We start from the raw sequence: 20,687 nt of genomic DNA on the forward strand, positions 1-20,687 counted from the left end.
TTCATTGCTCCAATCCGACGGCGTCGGCGGGAACATCGAAGGCAATCAACGTCATACACACCATCGTGAACCAGCCCAGCAGCACGGTGACGTCCACGATCCCCTCGTCGCCGAGAAGCGCCTCGGCCCGGCGGTAGAGCCCGAAGGGAATGGTGCGCCGGGCCGTCAGAGCGCAGGCAAGTTCGTACACCACTTGTTGGCGCGGGTCGTCGAACGACGTCGGCAGCCCGGCGATCAGCGCCTGAACACGAAGTGGGTGCAGATGGCCGACGCGCTCGCCGATGATTTCGTGTTCGTGGTTCGCGTAGGGGCTACCCCAGTGGCCGTTGACGACATTGGTCGCGATCTCGATCTCCGCTTTGGTCAAGGTCGAGTCATTTTGGAAATACGCGCCGGTCGGCACGATCGTCCTGGATAGCGTCGGGTTGGCAAGCCAGATCTTGTGGGGACCGGGCACCATCCCGCGCAGAGAGCGGGTGAATTCGAAGGCTTTCCGCATATCGGCGGGCATGGCGGTCACCGGAGTTTCATTGAACCGGCCGAAGGTGCCGAAATCAGACACCGCATTCCTCCACGGGTTTGACTGGTCGCTGACACGTGCGTCTGCGACCAGTCAACGGCGGCGACGTGATTTCGTCCAATACTTTCCGGTGGCCTGGTTCATATGATGTGTCATATGGAACTTACCCACCGGCTGCTGGAGCAGTTCCTCGCCGTGGCGGACGAGGGGCACATCGGGCGTGGCGCCCAACGTCTTTCGATGACTCAACCCCCATTGACACAGGCGATTCAGCGCCTGGAGCGGGCCGTGGGAGTCAGGTTGTTCGACCGCACCGCTCGAGGGGTCGAATTGACCGCCGCGGGGCGGTCTTTTCGTGCGGACGCGGAGCGCCTCAGCGCCGCACAGCGCGCTGCCGTGCGGCGAGCCCAGCGAGTCGCGGCCGGCCTCCACGGCGACGTTGATCTCGGTTTCGTTGTCAGCCTCGCGTTCCGATTCCTGCCGAACTTGATGCGTGCGGGCGCCAGCGCGCTGCCCGACCTGACACTGCACCTCGCTCAGATGCGCACCATGGGTCTGCTCGACGCCGTTCGCTCCGGTGGCCTCGACCTGGGCTTCGCTCGCGGGCCCATTCAACATGCTGACGGGCTGCTCGTCACCGAGGTGGAGCGCGAGCAGGCGCTGGTGGTGTTGCCGAGACACCATCGGCTGGCTCACGAACCGTCGGTCAGGCTCGCCGACCTCCGCGATGAACCCCTCGTGGTTCCTTCCCAACGGTCGCTTCCCGCAATCTCGGCCCGGATTCACGCAGCACTTCGGGATGCCGGCGTCGAGCCGAGAATCGTCGCCGAGACGGACGAGCTCTCGGCGATGATGTCCTATCCCATCGCGGGACTGGCAGCCGCCGTCGTCCCCGAACAAGTCGCGGCCATGCGCCATCCCGGCGTGGTTTACGTGCCGCTGTCCGACCACCTTCCCGTGCTCATCACCAGCATCGTCGCCGTGTGCCGCCCGCACCCGGATCCTGCCGTCGCGCGGCTGCTCGACCTCGCCGCGAATTTGCGGTCTGCGTAACGCGTCCGGCGCGCCGATCACGCTTATAGACTCCGACTGCACATCGGCGGCAAAGGGGCCCGAATGGATTTCGAACTCGACGCCGGGCAGCGCGCATGGCTGGCCGAGGTCCGCGAATTCCTTCACGACAACGTCACCGCCGAGCTGCGCGCCGAGCTCGCCGAGCACGACCTGGAGTTCCCCGACGGAGAGGTCGCCGGGTTCCGTCGCAAGATCGGAGCCAAGGGCTGGTTCGGAGTGAACTGGCCGCGTGAATACGGCGGCCTCGGCCTCGGCGCCATCCACCTGCATCTGCTGATGAGCGAATTCGAGTACTGGGGCGTGCCGGGGCCCGACCTGACGGTCACATCCGTGGCGCCGATGATCATGCGGCACGGTACCGAACAGAACAAGTCCGAATGGCTGCCGCTGATCGCCAAGGGCGAAATGATCTGCGCCGTGGGGTATTCCGAGCCCGACGCTGGCACCGACCTGGCCAGCCTGCGCACCAGTGCGGTCCGCGACGGCGACGATTGGGTGATCAACGGCACGAAGATCTGGAACAGCGGCGCACAGCGCGCGACCCACGAGTGGCTCTGCGTCCGCACCGATCCCAACGGTGTTCGCCACCGCGGCATCTCGGTCGTCATCGTGCCGATCGACAGTCCCGGCGTGGCGATCCGCCCGCTGTACGCGTGGTCGGGTTATCGCACCAACGAGGTCCACTTCCGCGACGTGCGCGTGCCGGTCACCAACCTGGTGGGCGAGGTCAACCGCGGCTGGACATACATCACGGGGGCGCTCGACCTCGAACGCGGCGCGCTGACCAACGCGGGCGACCTGCGTCGCGCCGTCGAGGAGCTGCGTGAGCTCGCGCGGGCACCACGCCGGGACGGCTCGGTGCCCTGCGACAGCCCAGCGCTGCGGCGCCGCCTGGCACAAGCGGAGGCCGACGTCGCGGTGGCCACCCTGATGGGCTACGAGGCCGCGTCCATCCTCGACAGCGGCGTGATCCCGTCGGTGGAGGTCAGCGTCGAGAAGGTTTTCACCAGCGAACTGCGCCAGCGCATCGCGGTGCTCGCGCTCGACGTGCTCGGCCCGGACGGTCTACTGGCGCACCGCAGCGAGCGGGCGCCGCTGGCCGGCAAGTTCGAGCGGCTGTACCGGGCCGCGCCGCTGATGCGTTTCGGCGGCGGCACCAACGAGGTGCTCCGCGACATCATCGCCCAGCGCGGGCACAAGATGCCCAGCTACGGGCGCTGACGGATGAGAGCGATACCCACCGCCGAGCAACGCGAGTTCGCCGCGTCGCTGCGCGCCCTGCTGGCCGCCGAGAGCCCGATCCCGTTGGTGCGCGCGCTGACCGAACCGGACGCGGACCGCCGCACCCCGGGGCTGTGGCAGGCGTTGACGGGCGCCGGTGTTCTCGGGCTGGCCATCGCGGAGGAGTACGGCGGCTCCGGCGGCTCATTGGACGATCTCGCGGTTTTCTACGTCGAGGCCGGGCGCGCCCTGTGCCCGACGACGATCCACAGCAGCATCCAATCCGCGCTCGCGATCGACCAGCTCGGCTCGCCGGACGCCAAGGCCGCCTGGCTGCCCGCACTGGCACGCGGCACGACCCGCGGCACGACGGCCCTGTGGAGCTCCCGCGACGCCGCCGTGGTGCCGGCGGCGATCCGCGCCGACCAAGTGTCGGGACAATGGCGGCTGAACGGCACCGCGGACTACGTCGGCGACGCCGACGTCGCCGACGTCGTCGTGACTTCGGCTGCGGCGCAAGGTCGCACGCTGGCCTTCGTCGTGCGCGCCGCGACGCCCGGTGTGACCGTGGAACCGCTTGCGGTGGCGGGCGGGCATCGCGCGTTCACCCTGCGCTTCGACGACGTCGCGCTCACCTGCGACGCGCTGATCGGTGACGTCACCGAGCCGGCACTGCGCCGCGTGGCGAACACGGCGGTGGCGTTGGGATCGCTCGACCTGGTGGGCGTCGGGCAGGCCGTCATCGACCGCACCGTCGACTACACCAAGCTGCGCCACCAATTCGGCCGGCCCATAGCGTCTTTCCAGGCTGCTCAGCACCTGGTTGCCGACATGCACATCGCGCTGGCGGCGGCCCGGTTGGCCGCGCACGCGGCGGTGTTCTGGATCGGGCGCGGCCGAATGGCGACCCGCGAGACCGCGATCGCGCGCCTGCACGCCGCGACCGCGGCGAGACTGATCACGTTGGACGCCCACCAATTGCACGGCGGCATGGGCTATGTCACCGAGACCGATCTGCACCTGTGGACCGAGCGGGCCCGTGTGGGCTCCACGTGGGGTGGCGGGCCGGACGTCGCCGCATCGTGGCTGGAGGAGACGTTGGACTCGGAGGAGGGCCGGTGAGCGAGGACAGCTTGATCGACGCCGAATCGGCCGCGCGCGTGGGCACCGTCGCCGCGTCCGCGACGGGCGAGGTGAACCGGCGCGACTGGCAACGCTGGGCGGCGGCGGTCGGCGACCATAACCCGTTGTGGTTCGACGCGGATTACGCGAGGGCGCACGGCTTTCGCGACGTCGTCTGCCCCCCGCTCTTCCTGCAGTACGCCGTGCTGGGAGTCACCCACCTCGAGGCCCTGCGGCCCGACGGTTCGTCCGGCGCTGTCTCCGGCAGCCTCGCGTTTCCCCGCGCGCCCAAGCGGATGGCGGGCGGCGAAAGCTTCACCTTCCACCTGCCGGCCTATCACCGCGACGACGTCGAAATGGTACGCACCATCTCGTCGATCGTCGAAAAGCAGGGCCGCTCCGGCAGATTCGTTCTGGTCACCTGGAACACGGTGTACCGCAACCAGCATCAAGACCTGCTCGCCGAGGCGTCCACATCGATGATCGCCCGTCCCTAGGAGCGTCGTGACCGACCAAGTGTTTTACGAGGACGTCCAGGTGGGCGACCGGATGCCCGACCTCACCGTGACCGTCGACGAAACGCAGCTGTTCTTCTTCAGTGCCGCCACCTACAACGGCCACCGCATCCACTACGACAAGGACTGGGCGCGCACGGTCGAAGGCTACGACGACGTGCTGGTCCATGGTCCGCTGCAGGCCGCGCTGCTCGGCCGGGCCATCGGGGACTGGATCGGCGGCCGCGGGCGCCTGATGTCCTTCTCCGTCCAGAACCGGGCGGTCGCCCATCCCGGCCAGCCCCTGAGCTTCGGCGGCACCGTCACCGGCAAACGCCTCTCCGGGGCGGGCGCCGGGCTGGTTGACCTCGACATCGCCGGCCGCCGCGGCGAGACCGTGCTGATGCCCGGAACCGCGACGGTCGAGCTGCCCCGACGCGGAACGCCGTCGTGACCGGCCTGCGCGGCGAGGCGGCGATCGTCGGCATCGCCGAGCTGCCGGCGGAACGGAAACCAACCCGCCCGCCGATGTTCACCCTCGACCAGTACGCGCTGCTGGCCAAGCTGGTGATCGAGGACGCGGGCATCGACGCCGCCTGCGTCAATGGCCTGCTGACCCACGGCGTCGCCGAGTCGACGATGTTCGCACCCGCCACACTGTGCGAATACCTGGGTCTGGCATTGGATTTCGGCGAGCGCGTCGACCTCGGCGGGGCCACCGCCGCGGGCATGATCTGGCGGGCCGCGGTCGCCGTGGAACTCGGCATCTGCGACGCGGTGCTGGCCGTGGTTCCCGGTTCGGCGTCGCAGCCGCAGTCCGAGAAACGCCCGCCCCCGACGCCGAGTTGGTATGGGGCGTCCTCGAACAACTACGGGTCGCCGCAGGCGGAATTCGAGATCCCGTACGGCAACGTCGGCCAGAACGCGCCCTACGCGCAGATCGCCCAGCGCTACGCGGCCGAGTTCGGCTACGACCCCGCGGCGGTCGCCAAAATCGCCGTCGATCAACGCGCCAACGCGTGCGCCCACCCCGGCGCGGTCTTCCACGGCGTCCCGATCACGGCGGACGACGTCCTCGCCAGCCCGATGATCGCCGACCCCATCCACATGCTGGAGACCGTGATGCGGGTGCACGGGGGCGCGGGTGTCCTGATCGCCAACGCCGACCTCGCCCGGCGCGGCCGCCACCGCCCGGTGTGGATCAAGGGATTCGGCGAACACATCGCCTTCAAGACCCCCACCTACGCCGAGGATCTGCTGCACACCCCGATCGCCCGCGCCGCCGACCGGGCGTTCGCGATGGCCGGGCTGACCCGCTCCGAGGTGGACATGGCGTCGATCTACGACTGCTACACCATCACCGTGCTGATGAGCCTCGAGGACGCCGGCTTCTGCGACAAGGGCCGCGGAATGTCCTGGATCGCCGGCCACGACCTGACCTACCGCGGTGACTTTCCGCTCAACACCGCCGGGGGGCAACTGTCCTTCGGGCAGGCCGGGATGGCCGGCGGCATGCACCATGTCGTCGACGGCGCGCGGCAGATCATGGGCCGGGCCGGTGAGGCGCAGGTGCCCGATTGCCATACCGCCTTCGTCACCGGCAACGGCGGCATCATGAGCGAGCAGGTCGCGCTGCTGATGCGGGGGGACTGACCGTGGACATCCCCGTACCCGAGCCGACACCGGTGTCGCGGCCCTTTTGGGACGGACTGACCCGGCATCGCATCTTGGTGCAGTATTCGCCCTCGCTCGGGCGCTACGTGTTCTATCCGCGCACGCTCACCCCGGGAACGTTGGCCGACGACCTGGAGTGGCGCGAAATCGACGGCGCCGGAACGCTGTACACGTTCACGATCGCCCGGCGGCCGACCGGGCCGCCCTGGGCGGACGCGGTTCCGCAGCTGCCCGCGGTCGTGCAGTGGGACGCCGGACCGAAGTTCAGCACCGAGTTGGTCGACGTCGAACCCGGTGACGTCCATATCGGCATGCGGGTCGAGCCGGTGTTCTACGATCTGCCCGAAGACGGAATCACCCTGTTGAAGTACCGGCCGGCATGAGCGGCCCACCGATGCGCGCGGAGGCGTCACATGGACGACCCTTTTGATGTCGTCCCGGCGATGCTGCGCGAGTTGAACGCCGGATTCCCGCCCGTCGAGACGCTGACCGCCGAGCAGGCCCGCATCTCCGTCGCCCAGCGGCGCCAGCCCGTCAACAACATCGACGACGTCCGCCGCACCGAGGACCGGTCGATCCCGGGGCCCGGCGGCGACATCCCCGTGCGGATCTATCACCCGCACGGCGACGCCCGGGACAACCGGGCCGCGATCGTGTTCTACCACGGCGGCGGATTCGTCCTGTGCGACATCGAATCCCACGACGGTTTCTGCCGCGCCCTGGCCCGCGGCACCCAGGCCGTCGTCGTCTCGGTGGGCTACCGCCTCGCGCCCGAGCACCCGGCCCCCGCGGCCGCGCTGGACGCCTTCGCGGCGTTCCGCTGGGTGGTCGACCACGCGCCCGATCTCGGCATCGACCCGGCGCGGACCGCGGTCGCCGGTGACAGCGCGGGCGGCAACCTCGCGGCCGTCACCGCGGTCCTGTGCCGGGACAGGGGGATCGCGGGGCCGGCCGCGCAAGCCCTGCTATATCCGGTCATCGACCCGTCTTTCGACACCGAGAGCTACCTGCGCTGCGCCACCGGCTACTTCCTGACCTCCGCCGCCATGCGGTGGTATTGGAGCCAATATCTCTGCGGCGAAACGCTTTTGGATCCGCCCGACCTGGTAGCCCCGGCGCGTGCGGGCTCCCACGCCGGTCTGCCGCCCGCGGTGATCGTCACCGCCGGTCTCGATCCCCTGCACAGCGAGGGCTGCGACTACGCGCGTCGATTGCGCGGCGCGGGGGTGCGCGTGGTGCACCGCGATTTCCCGGACCTGTTCCATGGTTTCCTGACCATTCCGTCCTTCCCGCCCGCGGCGTCGGCCCGCGACCTGGTCTATGGCGACCTGCGGGCCCTCCTGCAGCCCACCCTTTGCGAGTCGGCATGACCGAAGCCGACGTGATCGTGATCGGCGCGGGCTTCGCCGGGCTGTACGCCGTGCACCGGGCCGCGTCGGCGGGGCTCTCGGTGCTCGGCCTCGAGGCCGCCCCGGACGTCGGCGGCACCTGGTACTGGAACCGGTACCCGGGCGCCCGCTGTGACGTCGAAAGTGTCGACTACTCCTACTCTTTCGATGAGGAGTTGCAGCGGAGCTGGACGTGGAGCGAACGCTTCGCCGCCCAACCGGAGATCCTCGGCTACCTGCGCCACGTCGCGGACCGGTTCGGCTTGCGCCGCCACTACCGATTCGAGGTCGACGTCGTCGGCGCCGCGTTCGAGCAAGGGCGATGGCGGGTCCGCACCAGAGACGGCCGGACCCACGCCGCGCAATTCCTGATCTGCGCGACGGGTTGCCTTTCGGCTGTCAACCGCCCCGACATCCCCGGCATCGACGACTTCGCGGGCGAGGTGTACTTCACCGCCGCGTGGCCGCGCGACGACCCGGACCTGCGCGGCAAGCGGGTCGGTCTGATCGGCACGGGATCCTCAGGCATTCAAGCGGTTCCGATCGTTGCGGCACAGGCCGACCGCCTGGTGGTGTTCCAGCGATCGGCAAACTACAGCATCCCGATGCCCAACCGCCCCTGGACGCCGGAGGAGCAGCGCCGGATCCGCGAGGAATATCCCGAGCGCCGCCGCGCCTCGGCGTACGCGGCCGCGGGCACGCCCCACGGCACGTACCACAAGAAGGCGGTGGACACCGAACCGCGGGAACGCACCGAGGCGCTGTGGCGGCGCTGGCGCGAGGGCGGCGTGCTGTTCGCCAAGACCTTCCCCGACCAGAACTCCGACCTCGCGGCCAACGACATCGCCCGTGAGTTCGCCGAACAGCGCATCCGTGAGATCGTCGCCGACCCCACCGTGGCCGCCGATCTGATCCCGGTCGACCATCCGATCGGGACGAAGCGCATCTGCACCGACGGCGGCTACTACGAGACGTTCAACCGCGACAACGTCCGGCTGGTGAACCTGCGCCGAGAGCCCATCGACACGATCACCGCCGGCGGGGTGCGCACCAGCGCGGCCACCTACCCGTGCGACGTGTTGATCTTCGCAACCGGCTTCGACGCGCTGACCGGCGCGCTGACCCGCATCGACCCCGAGGGCCCGGGCGGAGTGCGGCTGAGCGACGTGTGGGCCGACGGGCCACTGACGTTCCTCGGCCTGATGGTGCCCGGGCTGCCGAACATGTTCACCATCAGCGGGCCCGGCAGCCCGTCGGTGCTGGCCAATATGGTCCTGCACGCCGAGGTTCAGGTCGACTGGGTCATCGAACTCGTGCTCGCCGCCCGCCGCCTCGGGGTGACGGACGTGGAGCCGCGCCGCGACGCCGCCGAGGCCTGGACGGACCACGTCGCGAAGGCGGCCGAGCAGACGCTCTTCCCGAAGGCGACCTCGTCGTGGTACCTGGGCGCCAACATCGAGGGCAAGAAACGGGTTTTCATGCCCTACGCCGGCGGGTTCGGCGCCTATCGGCGCCACTGCGACGAAGTGGCACGCCGGCGCTACGCGGGGCTGGTGCTGACCACCCGATGATCGAGACGGTTCAGCAGCTGCTGCGGCAGCGCCGCGACGACGACGGCCCGGCCGTTGCCTGCGGCGAGCGGGTCTGGACCTGGGGCGAACACCTCGCGGAGGCCGAAGCGGAGGCCGCCGCGCTGATCGCCCTGGCCGAGCCGACCCGCCCGCTCCACGTCGGGGCCCTGCTGCCCAACTCCCCGGCGATGCTGCGCGCCATGGCCGCGGCCGCGCTGGGCGGCTACGTGCTGTGCGGGATCAACACGACGCGGCGCGGGGCCGGACTGCTGGCCGACATCCGGCGATCCGACTGCCAGCTGCTGCTCGTCGACCAAGAACACCGGGGCCTGCTGGACGGCTTGGACCTCAACGGGATCCAGGTGCTCGACGTTACCGGCGGGCGCTACGCCGAACTGGTGGCCGCCGCGGGGCCCCTGGTTCCGCACCGCGAGGTCACCGGCGGCGACACGTTGATGATGATCTTCACCTCCGGGACGAGTGGCGACCCGAAGGTCGTGCGCCTCGCGCATGCGATGACGATCATGTGCGGTGCCAGCCTGGTCTTCCAGTACGACGTCACCGCCGACGATGTCTGTTACCTGTCGATGCCGCTGTTCCACTCCAACGGTGTCGCAGCCGGATGGGCGGTCGCCATCGGTGCCGGCGCCACCATGGTCCCGGCCCGGTTCTCGCCATCGGGTTTCCTGGACGACGTGCGCCGCTATCGCGTCACCTACGTCAACTACGTGGGCAAGCCCCTCGCCTTGATCCTGTCCACCCCCGAACGTCCCGACGACGCGGAGAACCCGCTGCGGGTGGCGTTCGGCAACGAGGCCACCGACCGCGACATCGCCGAATTCGCAAGGCGTTTCGACTGCCGCGTGGTGGACAGCTTCGGGTCGAGCGAGTTCGCGGTGATCGTCGTCCGCGAGGACGGAACCCCGCCGGGGTCGATCGGCAGACCGTATCCCGGGGTCGCCGTCTACAGCCCGGCAACGCTGCAGGAGTGCGCCGTCGCGGAATTCGACGAACACGGGGCGCTGAGCAACTTCGACGCCGCGGTCGGTGAGCTCGTCAACACCACCGGGGCGGGCCCGTTCGTGGGCTACTACAACGACCCGGCCGCGACGGCCGAGCGCATGCGGCACGGGATGTACTGGTCCGGCGATCTGGCCTACCGGGACGCCGACGGCTGGATCTACCTGGCCGGCCGGACGGCGGACTGGATGCGGGTGGATGGTGAGAACCTGGCGGCCGGCCCGATCGAGCGGATCCTGGAGCGGCTGCCCGGGGTCAGCCAGGTCGCGGTGTACGCGGTGCCCGACGACCGGGTCGGTGACCAGGTAATGGCCGCCCTGGTCCTGCGCGACGGGGCGCAGCTGGGGCCCGGCGAGTTCGCGGCTTTCCTTGCCGCGCAACCGGACCTGTCGCCCAAGGCCTGGCCGCGCTACGTGCGCATCAACGCCGGCCTGCCGACGACGGCGACCAATAAGATCGTCAAGCGCGCGCTGATGGCCGCGGGCATCAGCGCGGAGGGCGGCGTGCTGTGGACGCGCCCGGCGCGCGGCACGGCCTACAGTCCCGCGGCGGGGAATCCCATCGGCCACGAGGCGACCACCGCCGCGACGCCCTGAGTCAGGTGACCGATTCAGCCTGCGGTTGCGGCGCTTCGCCGAAGCGCGCCAGCACGAGCGTGGCGGACACGGCCACCACGAAGCCCGCGACGACCAGCCAGCCCAGGCCGTCGCGGGCGCTGTCGCCCAGCCACACCACGCCGACGAACGCGGGTGCGATGGTCTCACCGACGACCATCCCGGCGACGGCCGTGGTCACCGATCCGCGGTGCAGCGCAGAGGTCAGCAGCAAGAAACCGGCCGCCCCGCCCGCGGCCGCCGCGTACAGCGCCGGATTGGTGTAGAAGGCGCGGTGGGTCGGGTTGATCACCTCGATCAGCCGCACGCCCACCTCGATGACCCCGAAGCCGGTTCCGGCCGCCAGGCCGAGCGCGAGCGCGCGCGGCCGGTCCGGTAGCCGGCCCGCCACCGCGCCGGCGAGGAATATCGCGGCGACCACGCCCAGCAATGCCCAGCCGAGCCCCGCCGGGGCGCGCCGGAAGTGCCCTGGCCCGGCCGCAAGGGCGAGCACGACAAGGCTCACGCACACCACGGCCACCGCCGTCCACTCGGCGCGCGACAGCCGCGCCGACAACAGCCACGCGGACGCGATGCCGGTGACCGCGATCGAGGCCGCCAACGCCGCGGCGACCACATAAATCGGCACCAGGCGCAACGCCGCCACTTGGAGGAGGAAGCCGACGCCGTCGAGGCCGACGCCGACGATGTAGCGCCATTGCCGGGCGGCGCGCATCAGGAGCACGGTGTCGACACCCGAGCCGCTGCCGGCTTCCACCGACCGGGTCGCCGCCGCCTGCAGCACCGACGCCGTGCCGTAGCAGACCGAGCAGCCCAGCGCGAGGAGGAAGCCGATCAGCACACAACGAACAATAGGCGCCGGCGATGGCCGGCGCGCTGAGCCGGTTGGCTGTGAATCCTCTGAACAAATGTTTGGGCGCGGCACGGGTGGGGCACGTCACAGTAACGTGTGTCGCTGCGTCTGACCGAATCCCACTCACGACTAGTGAACAGTTGTGTGTTTTTAGTGGTGTCGTTGTGCGACTGTCAAACAATGTATGACAAGCGAATTCAAACCAGACGTTTAAACTCGGTATACAACTGTGTACTCTAGCGGCATGGCGGAACGCGGCGCTGAACCCCAGGTCCCACGCGGGCGCCGGCTCTTCCTGCGCGCGGTGCGCCGGTTGTTCAGCCCGCTGCAGCCGGACGACTACCTCGAGATGATCAACCCGCTGTGGACCACCAAGGAGCTGCGCGGGAAGGTCGAGGCCATCGAGCAGCAGGGCTCGGAGGCCGCCAGCGTCTTGATCCGGCCCGGCTACGAGTGGCCTGGGCACAAGCCCGGTCAGTACGTGCGCCTCGGCGTGGTCATCGACGGCGTGTACCACTGGCGTGCGTATTCGCTGACATCGGACCCGACGCCCGACGACGGGCTGATCAGCGTCACGCCGAAGCGGGTCGACGGCGGCGTGGTTTCGCCGTATCTCGTGCACAAGATCCAGCCCGGGGACCTGGTGCGGCTCGGCGAGATCGAAGGCGTGTTCACCCTGCCGGAGCCCGTGCCGGACAAGATGCTGTTCATCAGCGCCGGCAGCGGCATCACCCCGATCATCAGCATGCTGCGCGACCTCGACCACCGCGACGAGATGCGCGACGCCGTGGTCATTCACTCCGCCCGCACCCGCGAGCAGGCCATGTTTATGCCCGCGCTCGAAGAGCTCGAGAAACGGCACGATGGCATGCGGCTCGATCTGCGCTTCACCGCCGAACAGGGGCGGCTCACACCCGGCGACCTGGACGACGTGTGCCCGGACTGGCGCGAGCGCGAGGCGTTCTGCTCGGGCCCGGGGGAAATGCTCGACGCCTTGATCGAGCACTGGAAGGAGAACGCGGACTGCGACCGGCTGCACTTCGAGCGGTTCCAACCGAAGATCGGCGGCGACGCCAACGCCGGCGAGGGCGGCACCGTCTGCTTCCTGGACAGCGACAAGGAAGTCGAATGTGACGGTGGCACATCGATTCTCGAGGCCGGCGAGAAGGCCGGTCTCAACCTCGCCTTCGGCTGTCGCATCGGAATCTGCCATACCTGCGTCGGGACGCTGAAGTCGGGCAAGCTGCGCGACCTGCGCTCGGGTGACGTGATCGAACCGACCGAGCAGGACGTCCGAATCTGCATCAACACCGCCGAGGGCGACGTCGAACTCGAACTCTGATCGAAAGGAGCGGCTCGTGACAACGGCCGTAAAGAACGCCGGAGCGAATCCACTCTCCAGGCTGAGCGAGCAAGAATTGGAAAAGCTCGCGAAGGAATTCGACGCAATCCACGATGACGTGTTTGCCGACCTCGGGGACCGCGACCGGCGCTACATCAAGAACGTCATCTCGGCGCAACGGCAGATCGTGGTGGCAGGGCGAGTCCTGCTGCTGGCATCGCGCTCGAAGACCGCGTGGCTGCTGGGTACCGCCTGCCTGTCCATGGCCAAGATCTTGGAGAACATGGAGATCGGCCACAACGTGATGCACGGCCAGTGGGATTGGATGAACGACCCCGACATCCATTCGTCGGTGTGGGACTGGGACACCGCGTCCACCGCGGAATCCTGGAAGCACTCCCACAACTACATCCACCACACCTTCACCAACATCCTCGGCAAGGACAAAGATCTCGGCTACGAGATCATGCGGATCGACCCCAACCAGAAATGGGCACCGCGCTACCTGGGTCAACCGATCTACAACCTGCTGCTCACGCTCCTGTTCGAGTGGGGAGTGGCCGTCCACGACATGGATATCGACGCGATCCGCAAGCGCGAGAAGCCGTGGTCGGAGGTGCGCAAGGACCTGCGGGGCATCGGGGTCAAGGCGCGCGCGCAGATCTATAAGGACTACCTCGGCTGGCCGGCCATCAGCGCCGGTGCGTTCGCGCTCACGCAGCTCGCGCTGCGCGGCCGGCTCGAACAGCCGGCACGGTCCCGGCTGGGCAAGCGGCTGCGCCGGGTGTCGAACAAGGGCCGCGTCGCCGCAGCAGCGTCGTTCCTCGACAAGGTGGCGCCGGGCGTGGAAAGCACGTACCTGCGCACCCTGGGCGCCGACGCGGTGGCCAACGTCATCCGCAACATCTGGGCCCACGCCATCATCTTCTGCGGCCACTTCCCGGACCAGACCTACACATTCACGCAGGAAGAAACCGAGAACGAGACCCGCGGTGGCTGGTACGTGCGCCAATTGCTCGGCGCCGCGAACATCGAGGGCAGCCCGCTGTTCCACATCATCAGCGGCAACCTCGGCTACCAGGTGGAGCATCACCTGTACCCGGACATGCCCAGCAGCCGGTATTCCGAGATCGCGCCGCAGGTCAAGGAAATCTGCGACCGCTACGAGCTGCCCTACAACTCCGGTCCGTTCGGCAAGCAGTGGTTCATGGTGCACCGCAGCATCTTCCGCTTGGCGTTCCCGGGCGGGAAGCCGCGCCCCAAGCCCGGCCCGTACCACAGCAATGTGCACCGCCCCGACCCCGAGCGGCCGAGCGAGGGCACCCGGTCCCGCGATCGGGTGCCGGCCGAACACCCGGCCGCGGGTCCCGAACACGATTCCACCGGCGTCGAGGTGGAGCCGCCGCCGCGGGGCAAGGACTGACGCTCGGCGCCGCGCTCATCGAGTTGCCGTCGCCGGGCCGCTGGGTAGCCTTTGCGCGATGACGGGGATCGACGGGCAGGTCGTGGCCATCACCGGGGCGAGCAGCGGGATCGGCGAGGCGACCGCCCTGCTGCTGGCCGAGCGCGGTGCCCGGGTGACCATCGGCGCGCGCCGCGCCGAGCGACTCGATGAGATCGCACGGGAAATACGCGACCGGGGCGGATCCGCCGTCACCTGCCGCACCGACGTCTCGCGACCCGAAGACCTTCGGCGGCTCGTCGCGACGGCCACCGGCGAATTCGGCCGGCTCGATGTCCTGATCAGCAACGCCGGCATCAGCAAGATCGGGCCGGTGTCCGGCCTCGAAGTCGACGGATGGACGGCGATGATCGATGTCAACCTGCGGGGAGTGCTGCACGGGATCGCCGCGGCCCTACCGGTTTTCCGAAATCAAGGGCGCGGACATTTCGTGACGACGGTGTCGACCGCGGGGCTCAAGATCGTGCCCACCATGGCGGTGTACGCCGCCACGAAGAACGCCGTTCGCACCCTGATGGAGGGCTTGCGCCAGGAATCCACCGACGGCGTCGTCCGGACCACGTCCATCTCACCCGGATTCGTCGACACCCGATTGGACGATTCCATCGACGACGCGGCGATGCGCGCTCAGATCCGTCGCAACATGGCCGAATTCGGCTTGCCGCCGGCGGCGGTGGCCCGGGCCATCGCGTTCGCCATCGAGCAACCGCACGAGGTCGAGATCGGCGACATCACCATCCGGCCAACGGTCCAGGGCTAGCAGCAGTCGGCGGGGTACCACTCCGGAGAACAGACACCGAAGTGAACCATTTCCAGCGCGCGCTCGTGGATGATCATCGATGATGCGCCGCGCCCCCAGTTCCAGCACCGAAGAGACCGAGCCGACCGATTCCGGTGGCTACGGGTTTCCCGCGCGGCTGTGGCGCCTCCTGGATGAGCACCCACCGCCCGGTGTCGGGCGGGCGCAGCGCTGGCGCAGCCCGCTGCGGGGACCATGGCTGACATCCGTATTCGGGTCGGTGCTGCTGGTCACGCTGCCGATCGTCATCATCACCGGCCTGCTGTCGTACATCGCCTACGGGCCGCGGTTCGGCCAGGCCATCCCCGGCGACGTCGGATGGCTGAAGCTGCCGACGTTCGATTGGCCCACCAACCCGTCGTGGCTGTATCGGCTGACCCAGGGGTTGCACGTCGGGCTCGGGCTGATCCTGATCCCGGTGGTGCTGGCCAAGCTGTGGTCGGTGATCCCGCGACTGTTCGCGTGGCCGCCCGCCCGGTCCATAGCCCAACTGCTGGAACGGGTTTCGCTGCTGATGCTGGTCGGCGGCATCCTGTTCGAGATCGTCACGGGCGTGCTGAACATCCAGTACGACTACATCTTCGGTTTCAGCTTCTACACCGCGCATTACTTCGGCGCCTGGGTGTTCATCGCAGGATTCGTCGTGCACATCGCGATCAAGATCCCGGCCATGTGGTCCGGCCTGCGCTCGATCTCAGCGCGCGACGTGCTGCGCGCCGGCCGCGCCGAGACCCGCGCCGAACCATGGCGGCCGGACGGGCTGGTCGCCGCGGATCCGGCGCCCGCGACGATGAGCCGCCGCGGCGCCCTGGCGCTCGTGGGCGGCGGTGCGGCGTTCATGGCGGTCATCACCGCGGGGCAGACGTTGGGTGGGTTCACGCGGCCCGCGGCCCTGCTGCTTCCGCGCGGCCGCACCCGCGGAGATGGTCCCAACGACTTCGAGGTCAACCGGACCGCGGTGGTGGCCGGCATTTCCGCCGAAGACACGGGCGAGCGCTGGCGGCTCACCTTGAGCGGCGGCCCGCACGCCGTCGTCCTGGACCGCTCCGCCCTCCTGGCCATGCCGCAGCGCACCGCCACGCTGCCGATCGCCTGCGTGGAAGGCTGGTCCACCACCCAAACGTGGACCGGTGTGCGCCTGGCGGACCTGGCCCGGCTCGCCGGCGTACCGGCTCCCGACTCGGCGTACGTCTCGTCGTTGGAGCGCGGGGGCGCGTTCGGCCGCGCGACGCTGCAGGGGAGCCAGGTGCTGCACCCAGATGCGTTGCTGGCCCTGCGCGTCAACGGCACCGACATGTCCCCGGATCATGGGTTCCCGGCGCGCATCATCGTGCCCGCGTTGCCCGGCGTACACAACACCAAATGGGTGGAATCCATTGCCTTCAGGGCCAGCCCAAATGCGTAGCGCCCGAGCAGCTTTCATGAGGCTCTACGGGTCCGGCCCGTGGCATCTGTTGATCCTGATCGCCGGGTTCGCCCTCTTGGGCTACGTGGTGGCCACCGGCAAACCGGTCACGCTGTGGAACACGCACGTGTGGTGGCAGTCGATCATCGTGTGGTTCGCCGCGGCCATCGTCGCCCACGACCTGGTGTTGTTCCCGATCTACGCATTGCTCGACCGGCTGCTGTCGCGCTCCGTCGTCCGGCTGCCGCCGCGGCGGGTGCCCGTGATCAATCACATCCGGGTGCCCGCGCTCGGGGCGGGGCTGACGCTGCTGGTGTTCCTGCCCGGCATCATCAAGCAGGGCGCCGCCACGTATTCGGCCGCGACCGGCCAGACGCAGGATCCCTTTCTTGGCCGCTGGCTGCTGCTGACCTCGGCGATGTTCGGCGTCAGCGCCGCGATCTACGCGGTCCGCACGGCGACGGCGCATCGAGGCGCCGAGGCGGCACCCGACCTACATGTTGGCGATGATTTGTAGGCGCTGGGCGCTGTATTCGGTGTCGGTGATGGCACCCCTGGCGTGCAGGTCCTCAAGTTGTTTGAGGCGGTCGTGCAGCGGAGGCTCGGGCCGCGCGACCGCGGCCGGGTGAGCAGCGTGGACGCCGCCGGTGTGCGGCATCGAGCCGCCCTTGGTGGTCCAACCCGCGCCGAGATCGATCAGCCGCAGCGCGAACAGGACGCCCGCGCCGGTGATCGGCAGGCCGAGGTAGATCATCCACCCCAACGGCACGCCGGCCCGGCTCAGCGCGAAATAACGCGTCAGCAGGACCAGCGCGAGCATCCCGCCGGCCAGCAGCACGACGACCTTGCTTTTCATCCGCCATGAACCTCCGTGTCGATCGCTGCGGGGCGCAGCGGTGGTGCGGCAAGTGCAACCCGGCGGGGCCGCTACCGATCCCAAGGGCGCTAAGCGCATTCACCGTCCACGGCGGCGCTGGAAGGATTCTTGGTGACTTCTTGGAGTGTTCTTTGAAACCCGCGCGTGTTCTGCGCGTGCGGCGGCGACTAACTACTCTGGTGAGCATGGGAAACGGGCGGACCGGGACGGCGACGGCGTTATGCGCCTGCCTGGCCGCACTTGTCTTGCTGCCATTCGACGCCACCCCGATGGCGGCCATCACAAAAACCGTTGCGCCGTCCCCATCCTCGTCGATCGACCACAGTGCCCTCGGACCGCCCAGCTCGCCCTGCTTTATCGGCCTCAACTGCGGATGTGTTCAGCACTGCCAATCGCCGCCACGCCCACGCCCGCCGGCCGTGGCCGGCGATCCACAGCACGCCCCGCCCGCCTCCACGCCGCCAAATCCCTAGTCCGACCGCCTGAAAGCACACTGGAGAGATCGTGAAGATTCGACAAGCCCAGCCCGTGGCCGCGGTCGGCGGTGTCTTCGCAGCGCTCGTCCTGGCGTTCGGGTGGTCGGACGCCGACACGGTCACCCGGGCCGCAAACCCGACGTCTTCGTCCAACGTGACGCCGGCGCCCCCGCCCGCCCCGGGCGGCGCCCTGCCGGTGCAACCCGCCGGCGGGGGCGGCTGCATCATCGGCCTCAACTGCGGTTGCACGCGCAACTGCCACAAGCCGCGGCCCCGTCCTCCGGGCCCCGTCAGCGACCCGCAACACGACGCGCCCGCACCGGCCCCGGAGAACCCCTAGCGGGCAGTACCCGGCGAGGCCGCCGGCCGCTTTCCTATCATCGGCTGATGGAGATCGAGTCCTCGCCGGCGTTCAGTGCCGAGGACTCGGCCCGGTTTCATGCTTGCGGCTTCTGGTCGGACACGACGTTGTCGGACGCGGTACGCCGCAACGCCGAACGGTCGCCGGACCGCCTTGCCTATGTCGACCATGCCGGGACAGCGCTGAGCTGGCGCCAATTCGACGATGCCGCAAGCGCTCTGGCCGAGGGACTGGCCGGCGCGGGGATCGAGCCCGGCGACCGCGCGGCGGTGTGGCACGGCGACTCCGCGGCCCTGCACGCGCTGTTCGTCGCGATCGAGCGGTGCGGGGCGGTCGTCGTCGGCGTCGGCGCGCGCGCCGGAGCCCGTGAAGTCACGGCGATACTGCGCAGCGCCCAGCCGAAAATCCTGATCAGCGACCAACTGCGTGGGACGACCGCGGCGCACGTCGCCGGGGAGCTTGCGCTCCCCACCCTGACGCTGGACTCGCCCGCCGGCTCGCCGCGACTCGACGTTCGGGCGGCGCGGAAGGCGCTTGCCCCCGAATCCCGACTCGGGCCCGACGATGTATTCCTCATCAACTCGACATCCGGCACCACCGGGCTGCCCAAGTGCGTGGTGCACACACAGAATCGCTGGCACTACTTCCACCAGAAGGCCGTCGCCAACGGGCTGCTGACGTCGGAGGACGTTTTCCTGCCGGTCATCCCGACACCGTTCGGATTCGGGTTATGGACCAGCCACACCACGCCGATCTATCTCGGCGCCACCGCCGTCATCCTGGACCGGTTCAGCACGCGGGCGACCTGCGAGGCGATAGCCCAACACCGGGCCACCGTATTGTGCTGTGTCAGTACGCAATTGACCATGCTGATGGCGGATCCCGCGACCCGCGACCACGACCTGAGCTCGCTGCGGGTCGTGTTCACCGGCGGTGAGGCGCTGCCCTACCGGCCGGCGGCCGAGTTCGAGGAACTCACCGGCGCGACGATCCTGCAGTTCTACGGCTCCAACGAAACCGGGATGCTGAGCGCCACCACGGTCAACGACACACGCGAACGCCGGCTGCGCACGGGCGGGCGGATCGTGCCGGAAATGGCGGTCCGGCTCTTCGACGGGGACCGCGACGTGACCGCGACCGGCAAGGGCCAGCCGGCCTGCCGCGGCCCGGCGACCAGCCTCGGCTACCTCGGCGGAACCGATCACGACAAGCTGTTCACCCGAGACGGCTGGATGCGCATGGGGGACATCTGCGAGATCGACGCGGACGGATACCTGACCGTCACCGGGCGAACTTCCGACTTCATCCTGCGCGGCGGAAAGAACATCAGCGCAACGCAGGTCGAGGATGCCGCCACCACCCACCCTGCCATCGCGGTGGCGGCCGCGGTCGCGATGCCCGACCCGGTGTTCGGCGAAAAGGTATGCCTCTACGCCGAACTCGTCGGCTCGGCCACGATCGAACTGGCCGAGCTGGTCGAACACCTGCTGGCGCTGGGGGTGTCCAAGGAGTTGTTGCCCGAACGGCTCATCGTGGTCGACGAGCTTCCGCGCTCGTCGGGCGGCAAGGTTGCCAAAGGCCGGCTGCGCGAGGATATTCGAGCCAGAACGGAGGCCGAACATGAATGCTCCTGACGCGCGCCGGGGCGGCCTGGAGGTATGGGCGCCGTCGGTGGTCCCCCCGATCGGGGTCGACTTGTCCGACGAGCAGGCGCTCGCGGTCGCCTTCCGCCACCTGGCCGGCATCGGGTTCGCCGAGAACATGGCCGGACACATCACCTGGCAACCCGACGGCCGGACGGAGATGCTGGTCAATCCGTGGGGGCTGTGGTGGCAGGAGATCACGGCGTCCGACATCTGCGTGGTCGACGCCGACGCCCGGGTGCTGCGCGGCCGGTGGGACGTCACCCCGGCGATTTACATCCACACCGAGCTGCACCGCGTCCGCGACGACGCCCGGGTGGTCATCCATAACCACCCTTACTACGTCTGCGTGCTCGCCGCGTTGGGCCGGTTGCCCGAATTGGTGCACCAGACCGGTTCGCTCTTCCTCGATGACCTCTGCCTCGTCGAAACCTATGACGGCGAGGTCGACAGCCCCGCCCGCGCGGCCGAGCTCGCGGCCCGGATCGGGGCCGCGAACCTGACCATCCTGGCCAACCACGGCGTCATCGCGACCGGGCGCAACCTGCCCGAAGCCGTCTACCGCGCGGCGTCCATCGAACGGGTCTGCAAGCTGGCCTACGACGTGCTGCTCACGGGCAAGGAGCCGGTGGCCATGAAGTGGTCCGACATGGCAGGCATGCAGCGGTCTCTCGTCGAGCGCGCCGCCGACGTGTACTGGGCGGGCGCGGCGCGGATGACCATCAAGGCCGACCCCGACGTGCTCACGTGAACCCCGTCGTCGCGCGTGCG

The 20,687-nt window shown here is 69.1% G+C and carries 21 protein-coding genes; 18 read left to right on the top strand and 3 right to left on the bottom strand.

Annotation, left to right across the window (positions count from 1 at the left end; genetic code table 11):
* Nucleotide 1: 1 nt before the first annotated feature.
* A complete protein-coding gene (locus A5701_RS06965; RefSeq protein WP_231972777.1) occupies nucleotides 2-562 on the bottom strand; it encodes a carboxymuconolactone decarboxylase family protein in 561 nt (186 codons plus the stop codon).
* Nucleotides 563-676: 114 nt separating this feature from the next.
* Here A5701_RS06965 and A5701_RS06970 point away from each other — a divergent pair, with 114 nt between their 5' ends.
* The 10 genes from A5701_RS06970 (at nucleotide 677) to fadD1 (ending at nucleotide 10,680) form a co-directional block, all read left to right on the top strand.
* Nucleotides 677-1,573, top strand: a complete 897-nt coding sequence (locus tag A5701_RS06970; RefSeq protein ID WP_067750306.1) for a LysR family transcriptional regulator — start codon at nucleotides 677-679, stop codon at nucleotides 1,571-1,573.
* 63 nt (nucleotides 1,574-1,636) lie between these two features.
* Nucleotides 1,637-2,815, top strand: a complete 1,179-nt coding sequence (locus tag A5701_RS06975; RefSeq protein ID WP_067750133.1) for an acyl-CoA dehydrogenase family protein — start codon at nucleotides 1,637-1,639, stop codon at nucleotides 2,813-2,815.
* A gap of 3 nt (nucleotides 2,816-2,818) precedes the next feature.
* Nucleotides 2,819-3,937 (top strand): acyl-CoA dehydrogenase family protein, encoded by a 1,119-nt coding sequence (locus A5701_RS06980; RefSeq protein ID WP_067750135.1) that lies wholly within the window; start codon nucleotides 2,819-2,821, stop codon nucleotides 3,935-3,937.
* Nucleotides 3,934-4,434 (top strand): MaoC family dehydratase N-terminal domain-containing protein, encoded by a 501-nt coding sequence (locus A5701_RS06985; protein ID WP_067750137.1) that lies wholly within the window; start codon nucleotides 3,934-3,936, stop codon nucleotides 4,432-4,434. The genes A5701_RS06980 and A5701_RS06985 overlap by 4 nt, the downstream gene beginning before the upstream one ends.
* A 52-nt stretch (nucleotides 4,435-4,486) precedes the next feature.
* Entirely contained in the window at nucleotides 4,487-4,885 is a 399-nt protein-coding gene (locus A5701_RS06990; RefSeq protein WP_067750308.1) for a MaoC/PaaZ C-terminal domain-containing protein, read from the top strand.
* Complete coding sequence (locus tag A5701_RS06995; RefSeq protein ID WP_067750139.1) at nucleotides 4,882-6,084, top strand: thiolase family protein; 1,203 nt, start codon at nucleotides 4,882-4,884, stop codon at nucleotides 6,082-6,084. Before A5701_RS06990 ends, A5701_RS06995 begins: the two co-directional genes overlap by 4 nt.
* Nucleotides 6,085-6,086: 2 nt before the next feature.
* Nucleotides 6,087-6,488: a Zn-ribbon domain-containing OB-fold protein gene (locus A5701_RS07000; RefSeq protein WP_067750141.1), complete on the top strand. Its 402-nt coding sequence runs from the start codon at nucleotides 6,087-6,089 to the stop codon at nucleotides 6,486-6,488.
* Between the two features lie 30 nt (nucleotides 6,489-6,518).
* Nucleotides 6,519-7,475 (top strand): alpha/beta hydrolase, encoded by a 957-nt coding sequence (locus A5701_RS07005; protein ID WP_067750143.1) that lies wholly within the window; start codon nucleotides 6,519-6,521, stop codon nucleotides 7,473-7,475.
* On the top strand, nucleotides 7,472-9,064 hold the full coding sequence (locus A5701_RS07010; RefSeq protein ID WP_067750145.1) for an NAD(P)/FAD-dependent oxidoreductase: 1,593 nt from the start codon (nucleotides 7,472-7,474) through the stop codon (nucleotides 9,062-9,064). The genes A5701_RS07005 and A5701_RS07010 overlap by 4 nt, the downstream gene beginning before the upstream one ends.
* Entirely contained in the window at nucleotides 9,061-10,680 is a 1,620-nt protein-coding gene (gene fadD1, locus A5701_RS07015; protein ID WP_067750147.1) for a fatty-acid--CoA ligase FadD1, read from the top strand. Before A5701_RS07010 ends, fadD1 begins: the two co-directional genes overlap by 4 nt.
* 1 nt (nucleotide 10,681) lies before the next feature.
* Here the strand turns inward: fadD1 and A5701_RS07020 are convergent, their stop codons facing one another.
* Nucleotides 10,682-11,539, bottom strand: coding sequence for a DMT family transporter (locus A5701_RS07020; protein ID WP_067750150.1), 858 nt, complete (start codon nucleotides 11,537-11,539; stop codon nucleotides 10,682-10,684).
* A gap of 256 nt (nucleotides 11,540-11,795) precedes the next feature.
* Between A5701_RS07020 and A5701_RS07025 the strand changes: the two genes are divergently transcribed.
* The 5 genes from A5701_RS07025 to A5701_RS07045 all read left to right on the top strand — a co-directional run bounded on the left by A5701_RS07025 (nucleotide 11,796) and on the right by A5701_RS07045 (nucleotide 17,076).
* Entirely contained in the window at nucleotides 11,796-12,893 is a 1,098-nt protein-coding gene (locus tag A5701_RS07025) for a ferredoxin reductase (protein WP_067750152.1), read from the top strand.
* A 16-nt stretch (nucleotides 12,894-12,909) separates the two neighbouring features.
* On the top strand, nucleotides 12,910-14,316 hold the full coding sequence (locus tag A5701_RS07030; protein ID WP_067750154.1) for an acyl-CoA desaturase: 1,407 nt from the start codon (nucleotides 12,910-12,912) through the stop codon (nucleotides 14,314-14,316).
* A gap of 58 nt (nucleotides 14,317-14,374) precedes the next feature.
* A complete protein-coding gene (locus A5701_RS07035) occupies nucleotides 14,375-15,115 on the top strand; it encodes an SDR family oxidoreductase (protein WP_067750156.1) in 741 nt (246 codons plus the stop codon).
* A gap of 82 nt (nucleotides 15,116-15,197) precedes the next feature.
* The gene (locus A5701_RS07040; protein ID WP_369807397.1) at nucleotides 15,198-16,559 is read left to right on the top strand and encodes a molybdopterin-dependent oxidoreductase; all 1,362 of its coding nucleotides are present in this window, start codon (nucleotides 15,198-15,200) and stop codon (nucleotides 16,557-16,559) included.
* On the top strand, nucleotides 16,552-17,076 hold the full coding sequence (locus tag A5701_RS07045) for a hypothetical protein (protein WP_067750158.1): 525 nt from the start codon (nucleotides 16,552-16,554) through the stop codon (nucleotides 17,074-17,076). Before A5701_RS07040 ends, A5701_RS07045 begins: the two co-directional genes overlap by 8 nt.
* Here the strand turns inward: A5701_RS07045 and A5701_RS07050 are convergent.
* Nucleotides 17,053-17,415 carry an SHOCT domain-containing protein gene (locus A5701_RS07050; protein ID WP_067750160.1) on the bottom strand — a complete coding sequence of 121 codons (363 nt, stop codon included), beginning with the start codon at nucleotides 17,413-17,415 and terminating at the stop codon, nucleotides 17,053-17,055. The two genes, A5701_RS07045 and A5701_RS07050, sit on opposite strands and share 24 nt — an antisense overlap.
* A gap of 525 nt (nucleotides 17,416-17,940) precedes the next feature.
* Between A5701_RS07050 and A5701_RS07055 the strand changes: the two genes are divergently transcribed.
* From A5701_RS07055 to A5701_RS07065, 3 genes are read left to right on the top strand one after another with little or no spacing between them, the layout of a single operon-like run.
* Nucleotides 17,941-18,252 carry a hypothetical protein gene (locus tag A5701_RS07055; RefSeq protein ID WP_156669964.1) on the top strand — a complete coding sequence of 104 codons (312 nt, stop codon included), beginning with the start codon at nucleotides 17,941-17,943 and terminating at the stop codon, nucleotides 18,250-18,252.
* 47 nt (nucleotides 18,253-18,299) lie between these two features.
* Nucleotides 18,300-19,907: a class I adenylate-forming enzyme family protein gene (locus A5701_RS07060; RefSeq protein ID WP_067750164.1), complete on the top strand. Its 1,608-nt coding sequence runs from the start codon at nucleotides 18,300-18,302 to the stop codon at nucleotides 19,905-19,907.
* The gene (locus A5701_RS07065; RefSeq protein ID WP_067750166.1) at nucleotides 19,894-20,667 is read left to right on the top strand and encodes a class II aldolase/adducin family protein; all 774 of its coding nucleotides are present in this window, start codon (nucleotides 19,894-19,896) and stop codon (nucleotides 20,665-20,667) included. The genes A5701_RS07060 and A5701_RS07065 overlap by 14 nt, the downstream gene beginning before the upstream one ends.
* The last annotated feature ends 20 nt before the right edge of the window (nucleotides 20,668-20,687 follow it).

It is taken from the genome of Mycobacterium sp. E3305 (genome assembly GCF_001666785.1).
GTDB lineage: Bacteria > Actinomycetota > Actinomycetes > Mycobacteriales > Mycobacteriaceae > Mycobacterium.

What these genes read in the sequence shown, in the direction of transcription:
- A5701_RS06970 (WP_067750306.1), top strand. Translation starts at nt 677, where the DNA reads ATGGAACTTACCCACCGGCTGCTGGAGCAGTTCCTCGCCGTGGCGGAC.
- A5701_RS06975 (WP_067750133.1), top strand. Translation starts at nt 1,637, where the DNA reads ATGGATTTCGAACTCGACGCCGGGCAGCGCGCATGGCTGGCCGAGGTC.
- A5701_RS06980 (WP_067750135.1), top strand. Translation starts at nt 2,819, where the DNA reads ATGAGAGCGATACCCACCGCCGAGCAACGCGAGTTCGCCGCGTCGCTG.
- A5701_RS06990 (WP_067750308.1), top strand. Translation starts at nt 4,487, where the DNA reads ATGCCCGACCTCACCGTGACCGTCGACGAAACGCAGCTGTTCTTCTTC.
- A5701_RS07005 (WP_067750143.1), top strand. Translation starts at nt 6,519, where the DNA reads ATGGACGACCCTTTTGATGTCGTCCCGGCGATGCTGCGCGAGTTGAAC.
- A5701_RS07010 (WP_067750145.1), top strand. Translation starts at nt 7,472, where the DNA reads ATGACCGAAGCCGACGTGATCGTGATCGGCGCGGGCTTCGCCGGGCTG.
- fadD1 (WP_067750147.1), top strand. Translation starts at nt 9,061, where the DNA reads ATGATCGAGACGGTTCAGCAGCTGCTGCGGCAGCGCCGCGACGACGAC.
- A5701_RS07025 (WP_067750152.1), top strand. Translation starts at nt 11,796, where the DNA reads ATGGCGGAACGCGGCGCTGAACCCCAGGTCCCACGCGGGCGCCGGCTC.
- A5701_RS07035 (WP_067750156.1), top strand. Translation starts at nt 14,375, where the DNA reads ATGACGGGGATCGACGGGCAGGTCGTGGCCATCACCGGGGCGAGCAGC.
- A5701_RS07040 (WP_369807397.1), top strand. Translation starts at nt 15,198, where the DNA reads ATGCGCCGCGCCCCCAGTTCCAGCACCGAAGAGACCGAGCCGACCGAT.
- A5701_RS07045 (WP_067750158.1), top strand. Translation starts at nt 16,552, where the DNA reads ATGCGTAGCGCCCGAGCAGCTTTCATGAGGCTCTACGGGTCCGGCCCG.
- A5701_RS07050 (WP_067750160.1), bottom strand. Translation starts at nt 17,415, where the DNA reads ATGAAAAGCAAGGTCGTCGTGCTGCTGGCCGGCGGGATGCTCGCGCTG.
- A5701_RS07060 (WP_067750164.1), top strand. Translation starts at nt 18,300, where the DNA reads ATGGAGATCGAGTCCTCGCCGGCGTTCAGTGCCGAGGACTCGGCCCGG.
- A5701_RS07065 (WP_067750166.1), top strand. Translation starts at nt 19,894, where the DNA reads ATGAATGCTCCTGACGCGCGCCGGGGCGGCCTGGAGGTATGGGCGCCG.